14 protein-coding genes are annotated in these 15,277 nt (G+C 74.3%); 11 read left to right on the top strand and 3 right to left on the bottom strand.

Annotation, left to right across the window (positions count from 1 at the left end):
• Positions 1-112: 112 nt before the first annotated feature.
• The gene (locus tag ACN267_RS10285) at positions 113-1,693 is read right to left on the bottom strand and encodes a ricin-type beta-trefoil lectin domain protein (protein WP_307821371.1); all 1,581 of its coding nucleotides are present in this window, start codon (positions 1,691-1,693) and stop codon (positions 113-115) included.
• A 237-nt stretch (positions 1,694-1,930) separates the two neighbouring features.
• On the opposite strand from ACN267_RS10285, the gene ACN267_RS10280 reads away from it, so the two are divergent.
• The 3 genes from ACN267_RS10280 to ACN267_RS10270 all read left to right on the top strand — a co-directional run bounded on the left by ACN267_RS10280 (position 1,931) and on the right by ACN267_RS10270 (position 5,377).
• Positions 1,931-3,565, top strand: coding sequence for a beta-1,3-glucanase family protein (locus ACN267_RS10280; RefSeq protein ID WP_204960206.1), 1,635 nt, complete (start codon positions 1,931-1,933; stop codon positions 3,563-3,565).
• A 221-nt stretch (positions 3,566-3,786) separates the two neighbouring features.
• Positions 3,787-4,341 (top strand): sigma-70 family RNA polymerase sigma factor, encoded by a 555-nt coding sequence (locus ACN267_RS10275; RefSeq protein ID WP_204960205.1) that lies wholly within the window; start codon positions 3,787-3,789, stop codon positions 4,339-4,341.
• Between the two features lie 100 nt (positions 4,342-4,441).
• Positions 4,442-5,377 (top strand): zf-HC2 domain-containing protein, encoded by a 936-nt coding sequence (locus ACN267_RS10270; protein ID WP_204960204.1) that lies wholly within the window; start codon positions 4,442-4,444, stop codon positions 5,375-5,377.
• A gap of 65 nt (positions 5,378-5,442) precedes the next feature.
• Here ACN267_RS10270 and ACN267_RS10265 read toward each other — a convergent pair whose 3' ends face one another.
• Together ACN267_RS10265 and ACN267_RS10260 are read right to left on the bottom strand one after the other, a co-directional pair.
• A complete protein-coding gene (locus ACN267_RS10265) occupies positions 5,443-5,862 on the bottom strand; it encodes a DUF4913 domain-containing protein (protein ID WP_204960203.1) in 420 nt (139 codons plus the stop codon).
• A 52-nt stretch (positions 5,863-5,914) separates the two neighbouring features.
• The gene (locus ACN267_RS10260) at positions 5,915-6,733 is read right to left on the bottom strand and encodes a lytic transglycosylase domain-containing protein (protein ID WP_204960202.1); all 819 of its coding nucleotides are present in this window, start codon (positions 6,731-6,733) and stop codon (positions 5,915-5,917) included.
• A 185-nt stretch (positions 6,734-6,918) separates the two neighbouring features.
• Here ACN267_RS10260 and ACN267_RS10255 point away from each other — a divergent pair, with 185 nt between their 5' ends.
• From ACN267_RS10255 to ACN267_RS10220, 8 genes are all read left to right on the top strand, one after another.
• A complete protein-coding gene (locus ACN267_RS10255) occupies positions 6,919-7,449 on the top strand; it encodes a hypothetical protein (protein WP_239485769.1) in 531 nt (176 codons plus the stop codon).
• Positions 7,446-7,775 (top strand): hypothetical protein, encoded by a 330-nt coding sequence (locus ACN267_RS10250; protein ID WP_204960201.1) that lies wholly within the window; start codon positions 7,446-7,448, stop codon positions 7,773-7,775. Before ACN267_RS10255 ends, ACN267_RS10250 begins: the two co-directional genes overlap by 4 nt.
• Before the next feature lie 120 nt (positions 7,776-7,895).
• Positions 7,896-8,252 carry a hypothetical protein gene (locus ACN267_RS10245; protein WP_204960200.1) on the top strand — a complete coding sequence of 119 codons (357 nt, stop codon included), beginning with the start codon at positions 7,896-7,898 and terminating at the stop codon, positions 8,250-8,252.
• Positions 8,249-8,962 (top strand): hypothetical protein, encoded by a 714-nt coding sequence (locus ACN267_RS10240; RefSeq protein ID WP_421488504.1) that lies wholly within the window; start codon positions 8,249-8,251, stop codon positions 8,960-8,962. Before ACN267_RS10245 ends, ACN267_RS10240 begins: the two co-directional genes overlap by 4 nt.
• Entirely contained in the window at positions 8,963-10,159 is a 1,197-nt protein-coding gene (locus ACN267_RS10235) for a hypothetical protein (protein WP_204960198.1), read from the top strand. It begins immediately after the preceding gene.
• A gap of 66 nt (positions 10,160-10,225) precedes the next feature.
• The gene (locus ACN267_RS10230; protein ID WP_204960197.1) at positions 10,226-11,719 is read left to right on the top strand and encodes an SCO6880 family protein; all 1,494 of its coding nucleotides are present in this window, start codon (positions 10,226-10,228) and stop codon (positions 11,717-11,719) included.
• Positions 11,716-13,452, top strand: coding sequence for an ATP/GTP-binding protein (locus ACN267_RS10225; protein WP_281897992.1), 1,737 nt, complete (start codon positions 11,716-11,718; stop codon positions 13,450-13,452). Before ACN267_RS10230 ends, ACN267_RS10225 begins: the two co-directional genes overlap by 4 nt.
• Positions 13,449-15,221, top strand: coding sequence for a type IV secretory system conjugative DNA transfer family protein (locus ACN267_RS10220; RefSeq protein WP_239485768.1), 1,773 nt, complete (start codon positions 13,449-13,451; stop codon positions 15,219-15,221). The genes ACN267_RS10225 and ACN267_RS10220 overlap by 4 nt, the downstream gene beginning before the upstream one ends.
• Positions 15,222-15,277 lie beyond the last annotated feature (56 nt).

Here is a 15,277-nt window from a genome sequence, read left to right as displayed (position 1 = left end):
CGGCCGCTGACGCCGGGCCGGGCCGCTGACGCCAGCGCCCGGCTACGGCGGCCCACAGGCGGCGGGCTCCGGCGGACCATGATGGCCCACCGGAGCCCGCCGGCCGGGTCGGCTACCGCCGGGTGAAGGTCTGCTTCGGGTTGAACACGCAGATCCAGGACATCATCGGCGCGCCGACGCCGTGCCCGTCGACGTCCAGGCAGCGGTCGGTCTCCCGGTTGAACAGGGAGGTGCGGCCGTTGTACTCGATCCACTCCCACTTCTGGGCGGGGTTGCCGCTGCACACGGCGACCTGCACGGGGGTGCCGTCCTTCTTCTCACCCCAGGCCACGTCGAGGCAGAGCCCGTTGGCCCGGACACTGCCGTCGGAGCGGAAGTCCCACCACTGAGACCGCTCCTCCCGGCACTTGTTCAGCACCGCCCGTACCCCGTCGCTGGTCCCGGCGGTGACGCACAGCCCGGTCTCCTTGCCCACGAGCTGCTTGGTGCCGGCCGGTCGGGTCGGTGCCGCCGCCGGCTTGGCCGACGGGCTCGCGGGCGGCGGCGGGGCGTCCGAGCTGCCCTTCGGGCTGGGCGACGGCGACGCGGGGGGCGTCCCGGTCGGGCTGGGCGACGGCGACGCCGACGGCGGTGCCGGCCGCAGCCGGTTGTCGAGGGTGTAGTAGTCGGTGTGCTCCCGCACGGTCCGCAGGTACGCCTGCGTCCCGGCGTCCAGGTCACCGCCGGACTGGCGGACGGCGGCCGGGCCGTTGCGGTACGCGGCCAGCGCCAGCAGCGACGGGTCGCCCTCCAGCCCGGACAGCTCCTTGTGCAGGGCGCACAGGGCGGTGCCGGCCGCCGGGATCGCCGCCTGCGGGTCCCAGGCCGAGGCGTCGGCGGGGCCGTACGCCTGCCACACCTCGGATCGGAACTGCGCGACGCCCCGCTGTCCTTCCGGGCCGAGCAGGTTGGCGTCGAACCCGGACAGCGCCATCATCTGCGCCGCGACCAGCGGCGGCGTCACCTCGGGGCAGACCGAACCGGCCCGCACGACGAGTGCCGTGTAGTTGCCGGGCACCGCCTTGGGCTGCTGGACGCCGGAACTGGGGCGGGGCTGGCCGGAACCGCCGAACGCGGTCAGCTTGGCGTAGTAGGCGGCGTACCCGCTGGCCTGGTCGACGTACTTCACCGCGTCGGTGGGCACCCCCTTGGCGTCGCGTACCTCGTCGAGGCCGGTGTGGAACGCGGCCAGCGAGAGCCGCCAGGTGTCACCCGGGACGTCCGCCAGCCGGACCTGGCCGCTGAGGTCGCACATCAGGTGGGCCAGGGCGAGGATGTTGGCGGCGGGGTCGGAGCGTTCCGCCCCGGGCCACGGTGCCCACGCCTTCCACGCGGCGGCGTCGAGACCGGCGATGCCCTGCCCGCCGGAGGCGGTCCGGTCGGCCCGACCGTCCAGACCCGACTCGGCCATCAGCTGACCGGCCAGCCGGGCCGGGGTGAGCGTCGGACACGAGCGGGCGGCGGCCTGGATGGTCGTCAGGTGCTCCTGGGAGACGGGCCGACCGGTCAGGTCGTCGTCGCGGGCCTCGGCCGCGCCCCAGCCGACAGCGGCCACCACCATGGACAGCACGGCGAGTCCGGCGACGGCGAAGGCTGCGGTACGACGGGGGATCGACCCCAGTCGGGCGAGTACGGAGGGGTGATCGGATTTCACGGGAGGTGTCCCTTCCGGCGTGGCGACATCGCTGTCGTGACGGATGCGCGATGTCCTTGGTTCACCGGGCTCGAATCGGATCGGATGATTTTGGTCCGGTCGACATTGAACCGAGGGGCGTAGTGGGCCGTCAACGTGGCTACCGCCGGGCCGGGCCGGAGTCACACCGGGCAACGGCGGCGATGGCCGTGTCGTTGATCGGAGCTTGGGATGCTTTCTCGCCGCAGGGTACTCGGGATGGGTTTCGCCGGCGCCGCCGTGGTCGGTGTGCCGTTGGTGGCGGCCCCGTTGATCTCGCGGGCACGGGCCTCGGGCGGTCTGCCACTGAACGTGGTGAACAGCACGGGCCGGTTCGCCAACCCGGCGATCCGGATGTACGTCGTCGGCACCGACCCGGAGACCGGGGCGATGGGCTACGTCCGGGAGAGCGGACGGTTCACCCCGGCCGACCCGGCGCACAACGGCCCGGACGGCGTCGCCGACATCGGCGTCCGGCTGGCCGACTCCGGGGTGACCCGGTTCGTCCTGCCGATGATGTCGGGCCGGATCTACTTCGCCATCGACGGCGAGCTGCGGTTCACCGTGGTCACCGACGGCAACGGCCGCCCGGCGTTGCAGTACCCGGTCGGCTGGGTGGCCGACGACCCGAGCTTCGGTGTGCTGCACGACTGTTGTGAGTTCACCTACAACGCCTCCGGCATGTTCTGCAACACCACCACGGTGGACATGTTCAGCATTCCGCTGTCGATCCGGTTGCTCGGCGACGTGGAGCAGGCCACCGGCAAGCTCGTCGACGGCGGGCGGGACGCGATCTTCGCCGAGCTGTCCCGTCAGCCCGGCTTCGAACGGCTGGTGCTCGGCGACGGGCTGCGCGTCATCGCGCCGGGCAAGGGCATCGAGACGGGCCGCTTCGACCCGGCGTACTACGACGGTTACATCGCCGAGACCTGGGACCGGTACAGCCGTACCGAGCTGCGGGTCCACGGACCGACCGGCACCGTCCGGGGCCGGGTGGTCGACGGGCGGTTCACCTTCGACGGCGGGGTACGCGCCTTCGACCGGCCCTCCACGCTCAACGTGTTCCACTGCGACGGGGCGCTCGCCGCACCCAACGACGGGCGCTCCGGGCCGGTGGCGGCGGTCCTCGGGGCCGGGTTCAACCGGTCGGTGCTCGACCAGCCGGACCAGCCCACCACCAGCCGGGACGCCTACTACCAGCATCCGGTGACCAACCACTACTCCCGGGTGCTGCACCGGCACAGCGCCGACGGGCGCGCGTACGGCTTCCCGTTCGACGACGTCGCCGACGACGCCTCCTACATCCAGGACACCGCGCCCCGGGAGATGACCATCACGCTGACCCCGTTCGGCGGGGGCGCGGCCGGACAGCCGGCACCCGAGGCCGAGCGCCCGGTGGTCGTCGAGGGACCGGTCGTCGTGGAGGGGCCGGCGGCTGTCGTCGCCGCCCGGGGCGTGGGCCAGGAGATCCCGGCCGCCGGCTTCGACCGGCAGCAGGGCGTACGGACCGAACCCTCCAGCGAGGGCGGCGAGCACCTGGGCTTCCTCGCCCACGGCGACTGGGCCGGGTACCGGGGAGTCGACTTCGGCCGCGAGCCGGCGACCCAGTTCCAGGTGCGGGTGGCCTCCGGCGCGCCGCAGGGCGTCTCCGGCCTGATCGAGGTACGCCTCGACGCCCCCGGCCTGCCGCCGGTGGGCAGCATCGCGGTGGCCGGCACCGGAGGCTGGCAGAACTGGGTGACCGTGCCGGGGAACCTCGCCCCGGTGACCGGGGTGCACGACGTCTACCTCACGTTCGCCAGTGGCCAACCCGAGGAGTTCGTCAACGTCCGCTGGCTGCGTTTCACCCGATGAGCACGGCCACCCTCGTCGCCCCGGGCCACGACACCGACCGGTGGGCCGCCACCGCACCGTCCACCGCCGCACCCCGGCGGCACCGACCGACCGGTCGACGGCCCGGTCGACCGTCCGATGAGCATGGTTATGCTTCCTTCCTAGGCGGGCTCGACGCCGAGACGACGGCGCGGCCGTACGGGGGTGACCCGTACGTCAGGGGGAGGCGTTCTGTGTCGGCGGTGCCCAACGAAGCGCCCGGGGTGACCGGCGACGCGGCGACCGAACGGGCCTCCCCCGAGGCCCTGATGGGCTGGATCCACGAGCAGTACCGGGGACCGCTGCTGCGGTTCCTCACCCGACTGCTCCTGGGCCGGCAGGAACTCGCCGAGGACCTGGTCCAGGAGACGTTCCTGCGTACCTGGCGGAATCTGGAGACGCTGGCGGAGGACCCGCGCCGGATCGCCCCGTGGCTCTACACGGTCGCCCGGCACGTGGCCATCGACGCGATGCGCGCCCGCCAGTCCCGTCCGCCCGAGGTGGCCATCCCCGACCTCAACCGGCTCGCCTCGGCCGACGACGAGATGGACCGGGTGGTCAGCACCCACACCGTCCGGCTGGCGTTGCAGCAGATCAAACCGGAACACCGTGAGGTGCTCGTCGAGATGTACTACAAGGGCTCCTCGGTCGCTGAGGCCGCACAGCGACTGGGAATCCCGGAGGGTACGGTAAAGTCCAGGACGTACTATGCGGTGCGCGCGCTGCACGCAGCGATCGGCCCGACCGAGTCGTCGTGATGACGCGACGTGTCGGTTTCCCGCTCGATCCGCCGGACGGTTGCCGTCCCGGGGGTCGTCACACCGTCACCGGTGTCTCCGGGTCGAGAAGGAGGGCGTGATGCGCACCGGGGGTGACCAGCCCACCGCCGAGCACGCCGCCCTGGCCCTCTACCTGCTCGGCGCGCTCGACGACGCCGACCGGGTCACGTTCGAGGCCCACCTGGCCGGTTGTGACGAGTGCCTGTCCACGGCGGGTGAGATGGGCGGCGTGACCAGCGCCCTCGGCGGGCTGGACGCCGCCGACTGGGAGGATCTCGCCGGCCTGCCGCCCGAGTTCCCGCTGCCGCCCGAGTTCGGCCCACCGCCGGACCGCGTCCCGACCCCGCCGGCCGCCCTGGCACCGGTGCCTGTCGCGCGTCCGCCGGCCGACTCCCCGCCACCACCCACCGTCGACGACGCTGGGGCGACGGCCGACGCACCGGCCGCCGAGCCGCTCACCGACGTGGCCCCGGTCGCGACGCCCCGGCGGGGCGTTCGCCGGGGCACCGGTCCGCGAACCACCGGCGGTGGGGCGGGCAGCCGCCCCGGCGGGGACCGGCCCGCGACGGCCTCCGGCACGGCAGGCACCCGCCCCGGCGACCCGGCCCGGCGTCGCCGGATGCTCCTCTGGGGCGGGGTGGCCGCCGCGCTGGTGGCCGTCGTCCTGGCCGGCGGGATCGCCGCGGTCACCGGCTTCGGCGACCACAGCGGCGTGGTGCTCACCGCGACCGGGGAGGCGCCGGCCGAGGGGGTGAGCCTCTCCGTGGCGATCACCACCGACGAGGGGCGCGGCTCCACCATCCGGATCACCGCCACCGGCCTGCGCCAGGGCCTGCGGTACCGGCTGTTCGCGGTGACCCGTGACGGCGTCACCCACGTGGTGCGGGACTGGACCGCCTCGACCGGCCCGCAGGAGGTCACCGGCGAACTGTCGTTGCCGGTTGCGGACCTGGCCTTCGTCACCGTGGGCCTGGTCGACGGCACCGCGATCGTCACCGCCCCGATCTCCCGCTGAGCCCACCCGGGCCACCGACCCGCCCGCCCCTGACCTGCCGGTCCGGGCGGGCGGGTTCGCGGTGGTCAGTACGGGTCGGTGTGCGGGACCTCCTTCGCCCGGTGCGCGCCCGCCTTGCAGCCGGCGAACGGTCCGGCCGGGTTGCGCAGGCTGTTCAGCACCGGCTCCAGGTAGTCGCGGTGCCAGTTGGCCGGGCCGCACAGCCCCGCCTCCGGGCCGGTGAGTTCCTGCCACGCCAACCACAGGCCGTGCAACTGCGCCACCGCCTCGGGGTGTCGCCACCACTGCCCGCACCAGGGCGCGGTCGAGGACGCCTCCCGGGCGTAGATCGGCACGAGCAGCAGCCGGACCCAGTTGCTGAGCAGCTCCAACTCCTCGACGTACTCGTCGTCACGCAGGTAGAGGATGAACGGTGAGGTGGGCGGCCGGTCCTCAGGCGGCGCGTCGTCGGCACGGGTCTGCTCCTGCGGGGTCGTCACCGTCATGGACACTCCTCGTCGGTCTGCCGGTCGGATCGGTTCCGCCGGTCGGTACGGGTCAGTCACCCGACGCTCCGGGGCTGGGCGAGGCGGGGCTGGGCGAGGCGGTCGGCGGGAACGACGGCGGCGGACCGCCGAGCCCCTGGTACTTGGCGAACAGGGACCGGACCTGCGCGAGGTAGAGCTGGGCGGCGTTGGTGGAGGGGACGCCACCGGCCCGGCGTACCTCGTCGATGCCGACGGCGTACGCGGCGAGCGTCAGGTCGAGCACCTCGCCGATCGCCTCGCCGTCGTCGAGCAGTGCCTGGGCCTGCCGGGCCAGGGCGCAGACGTGTTTGGCCTGGGCGGCGATCGAGTCCTCCTCGTCGACCGCGTCGGTGTCGCCGTCGTCGTCGGTGTCCTCGCCGTACTGCGTGAAGACCGCGGGTGGCAGCTGGGAGATGCCCTTCTCCCCGTTCGGGCCGACCTTCGCCGGGTCCCACCCGGAGGCCACCTCGATCTGCGCGGCGATCACCACGGGGCCGATCTGGGTGCAGGTCTTCCCGGCGTCCTCGATGCTGTCCGCCAGCCCCTCGGGCACCTGGTCGGGGTCGAGCGTGCCCTTGCCGTCGCCCTGCGCGGCGGCCAGCGAGTCGTCGGCGGCGCTGACCGGGTCGGCCGACCCACCGCCGCCACCGAAGAACAGGATCAGCGCGACGAGCGGGGCCAGCAGCACGCCCAGCGCGCCGATCACGAAGACGGCGGCGGCCCCGACCACCCCGGCCACCGGGGTCGCCAGGCAGCTCAGCCCGGCCGCGACGGCCGCGCCGATCAGCGCCGCGCTGCTCCGGTTCGACCCTTGCGTCGGCTCCGCGCCGTCGTTGTCGGACGCTGCCATGTCGCCTCCCAGGCTGGTCACCACCGCGGTGGAAAAAAGTTCGTCCCCGGCGTGAACCGGGTGGCGGGGCCCGTCGTAGTGGCGTCCGTCGACCGCCCGGCCCGCCGTACTGACGGGTCCGGACCCGAGGTGGTTCAACCGGGACGTCGACGAAGTGGAGCGACATTCGACAGGAGGTGGGTGCCATGGGGTCCGCGACGATGACCGACCCGGCACCGCGGATGCCACCGGGGCCGCCGTCCGTCCGGACCGGTCCCGGGGCGGCGGTGTCCCGGCGGTCCCTGTCCGAGACGGGGCTGGGCTGGATCGCGGCGCACGGCGGCGCCGGCACGACCACGCTGACCCGGCTCTTCGGCGGCGTCGACCTCGGCTGCCGGTGGCCGGACCCCGCGCGGGCGGAACCGGCCACGGTGATGCTGGTCGGCCGGACCAACGCCGAGGGGATGCGGGCGGTCTCCCGGGCGCTCAACGCGCTGCGGGAGGGGCGTCACCCGCCCGGCATGCGGCTGGTCGGCCTGGCGCTGCTGGCCGACGCCCCGGGCCGGCTGCCGCCGGCACTGACCCGCCGCATCCGGGTGCTGCGGTCGGTCGCGCCGGTGCACCGGGTGCCGTGGATTCCGGCCTGGCGGCTGGGACAGCAGCCCGCCCGGATGCCCAAGGCCCTGGACCGGCTGCGGGCGGCGACCGGGCTGGCCGGCGAGGGGATGACCCGGTGACCTCCGGGTACGGGATCGTCGCCGCGTTCCTGGCGCGTGGTCCGGCGGCGGCGCCCTCCCCGCTGCCGGCCTTCCAGCCCCCGCCGCCGTACGACCCGGCCGGTGGCGCGGCCGACGACCTGCTGAACCTGCTCGCCTGGGGGGTCAGCGCGGCGGGCGTCGCCGGGCTGCTCATCCTCGGCATCTCGATGGCCATCCAACTCAACCGGGGTGTGCCCGGGGAAATGAGCGACCACTTCCGCGGGGCGGTGTTCGTCGCGATGGGCTGCGCGCTCGGCGCGACCGCCGGACCGCTCGTCACGTTCTTCGGCGACCTCGGACTCTGAGCCGGACCGTCGCCGGCCGGACAGCGCACCCCGCACTGCCCGGCCCTGTTCCACCCCCGTCACCGCCGGAGCGTCGTCGACGCCTCCGGTGATGCCACCTGCCCTGAAGGAGCTGTTCCGATGACGTTCACGAGCCTGTCCCAGTACGCGGCGGCCTACCTGTTCGCCCGCCTCCCGATGGCCCCCGACCCGGGACCCGGTGGCGGGATCAACCCGACCCCCAACGCGCCGGGACAGCTGAACACCCTGGTGAACAAGCTGCTGGGCCTGATCGCCTGGGCGGGCACCGCAGCCGGGGTGGCCGGGGTGCTGATCACCGGCACGATGATGGCGATCTCGGTGAAGCGGGGTGAGAGTTCCGAACACATGTCCCGCCTGGGCCTGGTGCTCGGTGGCTGCATCCTGGTCGCCGTCGCGGGTCCGTTGGCCAACTTCTTCCTCGGCGGCGCCGGCACCACCGCCGGCCAGCCGCAGTGACCGGCGGGCGAGGCCGGTCTCCGGCGGACCCGCCGTTCTGGGCCGAGCGCGGCTGGCTGCTGTCCGTCGCGTTCCTCGCCGGCATGGCGTTGCTGGCGGCGGGGGTCTGGGTGTCCGGGGTGACCCGGCAGACGTCCGTCGACCCGGTGGCCCGCGCCGCCGCCGAGGCGCAGGTGGCGCAGTGTCCACCCCGACCGGTGGTGACGGCGGGCCCGGCGGTGCCGCCGGAGGACGTGGCGTGGCGGACCCTCGACGGCGGCGACCGGGTGCCGGTCTCCGCGACGCAGGGGCCGTCGCGCACCGCCGACGGGGTGCTGGGCTGCTTCGCGCACACCCCGATCGGTGCGGTGCTGGCGGCACATGCCGTGCCCACCCAGCTGGCCGGGCCCGCCTGGCGGACGGTGGCCGACCGGCAGGTGCTGCCGGGGCCGGGCCGTGACGTGCTGGTGGCCCGGCTGGAGGCCGCCGCCGGGGTGGTCACCAGCCGGGGCGGCGGCAGCTATGCGGGCTTCGCCCTGTCCCGGTACGCGGCCGACGCCGCCCGGGTGCAGTTGCTGGTCAAGACCGGTGCCGGGGGCTACGTGGCGACCCTGGTCGAGCTGCGCTGGGACGCCGGCGACTGGAAGGTGACGCCGTCGCGGGCCGGCGTGGTGCACGCCTCGCTCGGCACGGTCACCGGCAGCGCCGGCTACACCCTCTGGAGGAAGTAGATGGGCGGGTGTTCACCTCCCAGTCCGCTGGACATCATCACCGGCTTCTTCTCGTTCCTCGGTGACCCGATCGGCACCCTGGTCCGGATGATCGCCAACCTGATGCTGGCCGCCGCGATCTCGATCTTCGCCGAGCTGAGCGCCTCGGTGCCGACGCTGGGCACCACGACCGAGGGCGGGCCGGACGACGTACCGAGCCTGATCAGCGACCAGATCGAGTGGGTCGTGACCTATCTGGCGATCGGGTCGGTGCTGTTCGCCGCCGCCCGGATGGCGATGGAACGCAAGGGCACCGCCGGACGGACCGCGTTGCAGGGCTTCCTGCGGGTCATCCTGGTCGCCGGGGCCGGCTCGTGGGTGGTGGGCCGGGCGGCCAGCCTCTCCGACGGCTTCTCCGACCACCTGCTCAAGTCGGCGGCCATGCAGGTGATCATGGGTGTGCCGTGTGTGGACAACGGCTCGTCCATCGAGTCGTTCCTGCTGCTGGTGCTGGCCTTCCTGCTGCTGATCGCCGCCATCGTGCACGTGCTGATGCTCTACCTGCGGCTGGGCGTGATGACCATCATGCTCGGCACGCTGCCGCTGGCCGCCGCCGCGTCGATGACGAACTGGGGCGCCGGCTGGTGGCGCAAGCACATCGGCTGGACGGTGGCCTGGCTGCTCTACAAGCCCGCCGTCGGTCTGATCATGTTCTCCGGCGCGGAGATGCTCGCCGTCGGCAGCCGGACCCAGAACTCCTCGCACATCCGCATCGCCGGCATCGGCGTCCTGCTGCTGTCGGCGATCGCCCTGCCGGCGCTGCTCAAGATTGTGGTGCCGGCCACGGCGGCGCTGGGCACCGGTGATCCGACCGGCACCGCCGTCTCGGCCGCGGGCGGCATGGTCGCCTCCGGCGCGAAACGGGTCGCCGGGTCCGCCCTGTCCTCGGGCGGCGGAGGTGGTGGCGCGCCGTCCGGCGCACGCGGGCCGCAGGGCAGCCGGGGCGACACCGGCCGGCAGGGACCGTCCGGCAGCGAGGGCCGGTCCGGTCGTAACGCGGGCAGCTCCGCCGGTGGCACGGCGGCGGCGGGTTCCGCCGCCCGGTTGGCCGGGCCGGTCGGGGCGGCGATCGACGGGGCGCACCGGGCGGCCCGGACCGGCCGGAACATGGTGGCCGGCACCGTGTCGGGCGCGGACGGCGACGCCGGCCACAACTGACAGCGCGGACCGCCGCCGACCGGACGATCCGGCCGGGTGGTGGTCTGGTGAGACGAGGGAGAGGCAATGTCGACGGAAGCCGTCATCGAACCGACGTACGGCAACTGGCGTCGGCCGCGCCGGGCCGGGCTGGGCCCGCTCGGCCTGGTCGGCACGGTCGGGGTGTTCGGCGGGCTGGTGCTGGTGCTGCTGGCCTCGCTGGCGTCGCTACAGGCGGCGTTCGTGGTCGGCGTGCCGCTGGTGGTGGCGCTGCTGCCGATGGCCGTACGCACCCAGGACGGCCGCAACATGTACCAGCTCCTGACGTTGCGGATCGGCTGGTCGCGTCGGGTGTCCCGGCGGGAGCACCTGTACGTCTCCGGGCCGCTCTCGGCCCGGCCGGGTGGCCGGTTCCCGCCGCCCGGCCTGCTCAGCGGGGTGCTCGCCCGGGAGGGCCGGGACGCCTACGACAGGCCGTTCGGGGTGCTGCACCACAAGAGCCGCAACCTCTACACGATCGTGCTGCGGTGCGAGCCCGACGGCGGGTCGCTGGTCGACCCGGAGCAGGTCGACACGTGGGTGTCGCTGTGGGGGGAGTGGCTGTCCCGGCTCGCCCACGAGCCGGGGCTGCGCGGGGCGGCGGTGGTGGTGGAGACCGCACCGGACCCGGGCACCCGGCTCGCGGCGGAGGTGCTGCCCCGGCTGGACGCCGCCGCTCCCGCCGCCGCCCGTGCGGTGCTGGAGGAGGTGGTCGACGACTACCCGTCGGCGTCGTCGGAGATGAATTCGTACATCACCCTCACCTACGCCCCGGTGGGTGGGGCGCGGCGGGATCCGGAGGACGTGGTCGCCGACCTGGCCATCCGGGTGCCGAGCCTGCTGACCGGGCTGATCGGGGCCGGTGGGGGCGTCGCCGAGCCGCTGTCGGCCGAGCAGATCGCCGAGGTGGTCCGGGTGGCGTACGACCCGGCCTGCGCCGCCGAGGTGCTCAGTGTCCGTGCCGAGCACGGGCAGACCGGGCTGGAGTGGGCCGACTGCGGGCCGGTCGCCGCGGTCGAGTCGGTGGACGCCTACCAGCACGACTCGGGGGTCTCCCGGACCTGGCTGCTCACCCTGGCGCCCCGGGGCACGGTGCGCTCCAGTGTGCTGCGCACCATGCTCGACGCCTCCGCCGGCACCCGCCGCAAACGGGTGGCGTTGCTGTACCGGCCGATCGACCCGGCGACCTCGGCCCGGATCGTCGAGGCCGACCGGCGTACGGCGCAGTTCATGGCCACCTCCGGGCGGGGAATGGTGCAGGCGCGGGCCGCCGCCGAGGTCCGCGCCGCCGAGCAGGCCGCCGCCGAGGAGGCCACCGGGGCGGGGCTGGTGGAGTTCTCGCTGATGCTGACCGTCACCGTCGACGACCGGTCCCAGCTCGACGACGCGTCGGTGCTGGTCCGCAACATGACCGGGGCGACCCGGATCGCGATGCGGCCGGCCCACCGGATGCAGGCGGCGGCGTTCACCTGCACCCTGCCGGCCGGAATCCTTCCGTGGGAGCAGACCGTGCTGCCACACGAACTCCAGGAGGCGATGTGAGCGGCGCACCTGCCGTCCGCGCGGACGGGCTCGGGGCGGGCTGGCCGGCCGGGACCTCGGGGGCGCGGACCGCGCTGACCGGGCTGGCCGGCGACCCGGACGACGGGGCCCCCGTACCGCCGAAGAACACCAGGCCGCCCCGGCCCCGCCGGGAGCTGCCCGCCTCGGCGCGGGGCTGGGAGGGGCCCGGCGGGGGCCGGGTCGGCTACCTGGACGCGCCCACCATGTGGCGGGCCACCACCGTGCAGGCGTGCGGGCTGTGGCCGTTCTCGGCCGGCTCGGGGGCGCCGATGTCCGGGGTGCCGCTGGGCCAGCACCTCTACACCGGCGCCACGGTCTGCGGTGATCCGATCTCCTGGTTCACCCGGGCCCGCTACATCTCCAACCCGTCGCTGTTCATGCTGGGCATGCCCGGTCTGGGCAAGTCGACCCTGATCAACCGGATGGCGGTGGGCCTGGCCGCGACCGGCGTGGTGCCACTGGTGCTCGGCGACCTCAAGCCGGACTACGCGGACACGGTGCGCGCCCTCGGCGGTCAGGTGATCCCGATCGGGCGCGGCGTCGGCGGGATCAACGTGCTGGACCCGGGGGCGATGGGGCTGGCCGCCGAGCGGATCGGCGGCCGGGCCGGCCGGGCGCTGGCCGCCGAGACGCACGGCCGGGTGCTGAACATGGTCGCGGCGCTGCTGACCATCGTGCGCGGCCGGGCCCTGGACGACCACGAACAGTCGGTGCTCTCGGCCTGCCTGCGGCACCTGCGCGAACGCACGCCGCAGGGCCGGGCGCCGCTGCTGCCGGACCTGCTGCGGGTGTTGGAGGAGGGACCCGACCGGGTCCGCGCGGTGACCCTGGACCGGGGGCAGGAGAGCCGCTACCGCGACGCGGTGGACCCGCTGCACCGGTCGCTGCTGGGCATCCTCGACGGGGCGTTGGGCGACACCTTCGGTTCGACCACCTCCACCCGGATCGACCCGGACGCCCCGGCGGTCTGCATCGACATCTCCCGCATCGGCGAGTCCGACACCCAGCTCACCGCGGCGGCGATGCTGGCCGCCTGGTCCGAGGGCCTGGGCACGGTCGCCGCCTCGCACGCCCTCGCCGACGCCGGCCTGGCTCCGCGCCGCTGGTTCTTCACCATCCTGGACGAGCTGTGGCGACCGCTACGGGCCGCCTCCGGCATCGTCGACCGGATCGACGCGCTGACCCGGCTCAACCGGTCGCTCGGCCTCGGCGACGCCAAGATCACCCACACCCTCAAGGACGCCGAGGCGCTGGGGTCCGACGCCGACCGGGCCAAGGCGCGCGGTTTCGTGGAGCGGGCCGGGATCGTCGCCTGCGCCGGGCTGCCGGCGGCCGAGATGACCGACCTGGGCCGGGTGATCGGCCTGTCCAAGCGGGAGATCGAGCTGGTCTCGTCCTGGTCGTCGCCGCCGGGTTGGGCGAGCACCGGCAGCAACGAGGAACCACCCGGCCGGGGCCGGTTCCTGATCAAGGTGGGTGGCCGGCCCGGCATCCCGATCCGGGTGTCCATCACCGACACCGAGCGCCGGCTACACGACACCAACCAACGCTGGGTGCAGAACGGGTACGCCGCCCAGCAGGCCGCGGAGCGGGCGGCGGCCCGGCAGGCGGTCTTCGAGGCCGAGGCGGAACTGGGCAACCTGGCCACCCGGCCGGAGCTGGCCCACCTCGCCGACGAGGCCCTCGCGGGCGATCCGGGGTGGCGGGCATGAGCCGGATGTCGTCGGGCGCGCCCCGGGGGGCCGACCTGTTCTTCTGGGCGTTCTGCCTGGTGGTCCTCGCCAACGCGGCGTTGTTCACGGTCGCCTGGCTGGGCGGCACCCTGGGCGCCGCGGTGACCGGGCACGGCTGGCACCCGCCGCCGTTCACCCTCGGCGCGTACCTGGCGTTGATCTCCGGCGACATCGGCACGCTCTGGCCCGGCGCGTCGCCGTACCCGGTCTACGCCGGGATGCTGGTGGTGGCGCTGCTGCTGGTGGTGCCGGCGGTGCTCGCCGGACGCCGGCTGCTGGACCTGCGCGGGCGCGGGGTCGGACTGGCCCGGGTACGTGACCTGGCCCCGCTGGCCCCCGCCGGGATCGCCGCCCGCGCCCGGGAACTGCGTCCCTCGCTGGCCGGGGTACGGCAGCTCAGCCCGGACGACACCGGCAACCTGCTCGGCGACCTCGCGCCGAACGGCCCGGAGCTGCGCTCCTCCTTCGAGGACGTGGAGCTGGACCTGATGGCCCCCCGGGCCGGCAAGTCCACCGGCATCGCGGTGCCCCGGGTGCTGCGGGCCCGGGGCGCGGTGCTGCTCACCTCCAACAAGTCCGACGTGTACGCGGTGACCCGCGCCGAACGGGAACGCGTCGGTACGGTGTGGACGTTCGACCCGCAGGGCATCGCCCACGTGCCCCGGCGGATGTGGTGGGACATCCTCGCCGACTGCACGAGCATCGAGGGGGCCCGCCGACTGGCCGGGCACTTCGTAGCGTCGGTCAACGACGACACCGCCAAGAAGGACTTCTGGATCTCGGCGGCGCAGAACACCCTGACCGCGCTCTTCCTGGCCGCCGCCCGGGGGCGGGTACCCGTCGCCGAGCTGCTCGGCTGGCTGGCCGACCCGGCCGACCGCACCCCGATCGACCTGCTGCGTGACGCCGGGCTGCCGGCGATGGCCGAGCAGCTCCAGGGCACCGTACGCGGGGCGGTGGAGACCCGCGACGGCATCTACGAGACGGCCCGGCAGTGCGTGGCGTGCCTGCTCGACCCGGAGATCCTGGCCTGGGTGTCCCCGGACCCGTACCTGCCGCAGTTCCGCCCGGAGCAGCATGTGCTCGGCCGGGACACCCTCTTCCTGCTGTCCAAGGACGGTGGCGGTTCGGCGGCCGGGGTGATCGCCGGCCTCGCCGACGCGACGCTGCGGGCGGGGGTGGTGGCCGCCGAACGGATGGGCGGCCGGCTCGACCCGCCGATGACGGCGGTGCTGGACGAGGCGGCGAACGTGTGCCGGATCTCCGACCTGCCCGACCTCTACTCGCACCTGGGATCGCGGGGGATCAACGTGGTCACCCTGTTGCAGAGCTACCGGCAGGGGTCCCGGGTCTGGGGGGAGGCCGGGATGGACGCGCTGTGGGGCGCGGCCACCATCAAGCTGCTCGGTGCGGGCCTCGACGACGCCGACTTCGTGGAGAAGGTGTCCAAGCTGGTCGGGCAGCACGACGTGAGCACGGTCAGCGTCTCGCGTAGCCGGGACGGCTCGTCGCGGTCCACCTCGTACCGGCAGGAGCACGTGCTGCCGCCGGACCGGATCCGGGCTCTGCCGAAGGGGACCGCACTGTTGCTCGCCACCGGTATCCGGCCCGCCGTGATCACGCTGCGGCCCTGGTACAAGGAGCCGGATGCGGCGCGGATCTCGGCGCAGGCCCGGCAGGAGGTTGCGGCGATCACCGAGCGGGCCGCCGGCAAGGCCACCGCGACGCCGTGGCAGGCGAACCGGTGAGAAACCCCCGCCGCCGGCTGAACCGGCCCGCCGGGCCGGTCGTAAAGAGCGTGTCA

The sequence above is a fragment of the Micromonospora sp. WMMD734 genome (genome assembly GCF_049178975.1).
Lineage (GTDB): Bacteria > Actinomycetota > Actinomycetes > Mycobacteriales > Micromonosporaceae > Micromonospora > Micromonospora wenchangensis.
This window is presented reverse-complemented; position numbering and strand designations above follow the sequence as displayed.

What these genes read in the sequence shown, in the direction of transcription:
- ACN267_RS10270 (WP_204960204.1), top strand. Translation starts at nt 4,442, where the DNA reads ATGCGCACCGGGGGTGACCAGCCCACCGCCGAGCACGCCGCCCTGGCC.
- ACN267_RS10260 (WP_204960202.1), bottom strand. Translation starts at nt 6,733, where the DNA reads ATGGCAGCGTCCGACAACGACGGCGCGGAGCCGACGCAAGGGTCGAAC.
- ACN267_RS10230 (WP_204960197.1), top strand. Translation starts at nt 10,226, where the DNA reads ATGTCGACGGAAGCCGTCATCGAACCGACGTACGGCAACTGGCGTCGG.
- ACN267_RS10265 (WP_204960203.1), bottom strand. Translation starts at nt 5,862, where the DNA reads ATGACGGTGACGACCCCGCAGGAGCAGACCCGTGCCGACGACGCGCCG.
- ACN267_RS10255 (WP_239485769.1), top strand. Translation starts at nt 6,919, where the DNA reads ATGGGGTCCGCGACGATGACCGACCCGGCACCGCGGATGCCACCGGGG.
- ACN267_RS10280 (WP_204960206.1), top strand. Translation starts at nt 1,931, where the DNA reads ATGGGTTTCGCCGGCGCCGCCGTGGTCGGTGTGCCGTTGGTGGCGGCC.
- ACN267_RS10220 (WP_239485768.1), top strand. Translation starts at nt 13,449, where the DNA reads ATGAGCCGGATGTCGTCGGGCGCGCCCCGGGGGGCCGACCTGTTCTTC.
- ACN267_RS10245 (WP_204960200.1), top strand. Translation starts at nt 7,896, where the DNA reads ATGACGTTCACGAGCCTGTCCCAGTACGCGGCGGCCTACCTGTTCGCC.
- ACN267_RS10235 (WP_204960198.1), top strand. Translation starts at nt 8,963, where the DNA reads ATGGGCGGGTGTTCACCTCCCAGTCCGCTGGACATCATCACCGGCTTC.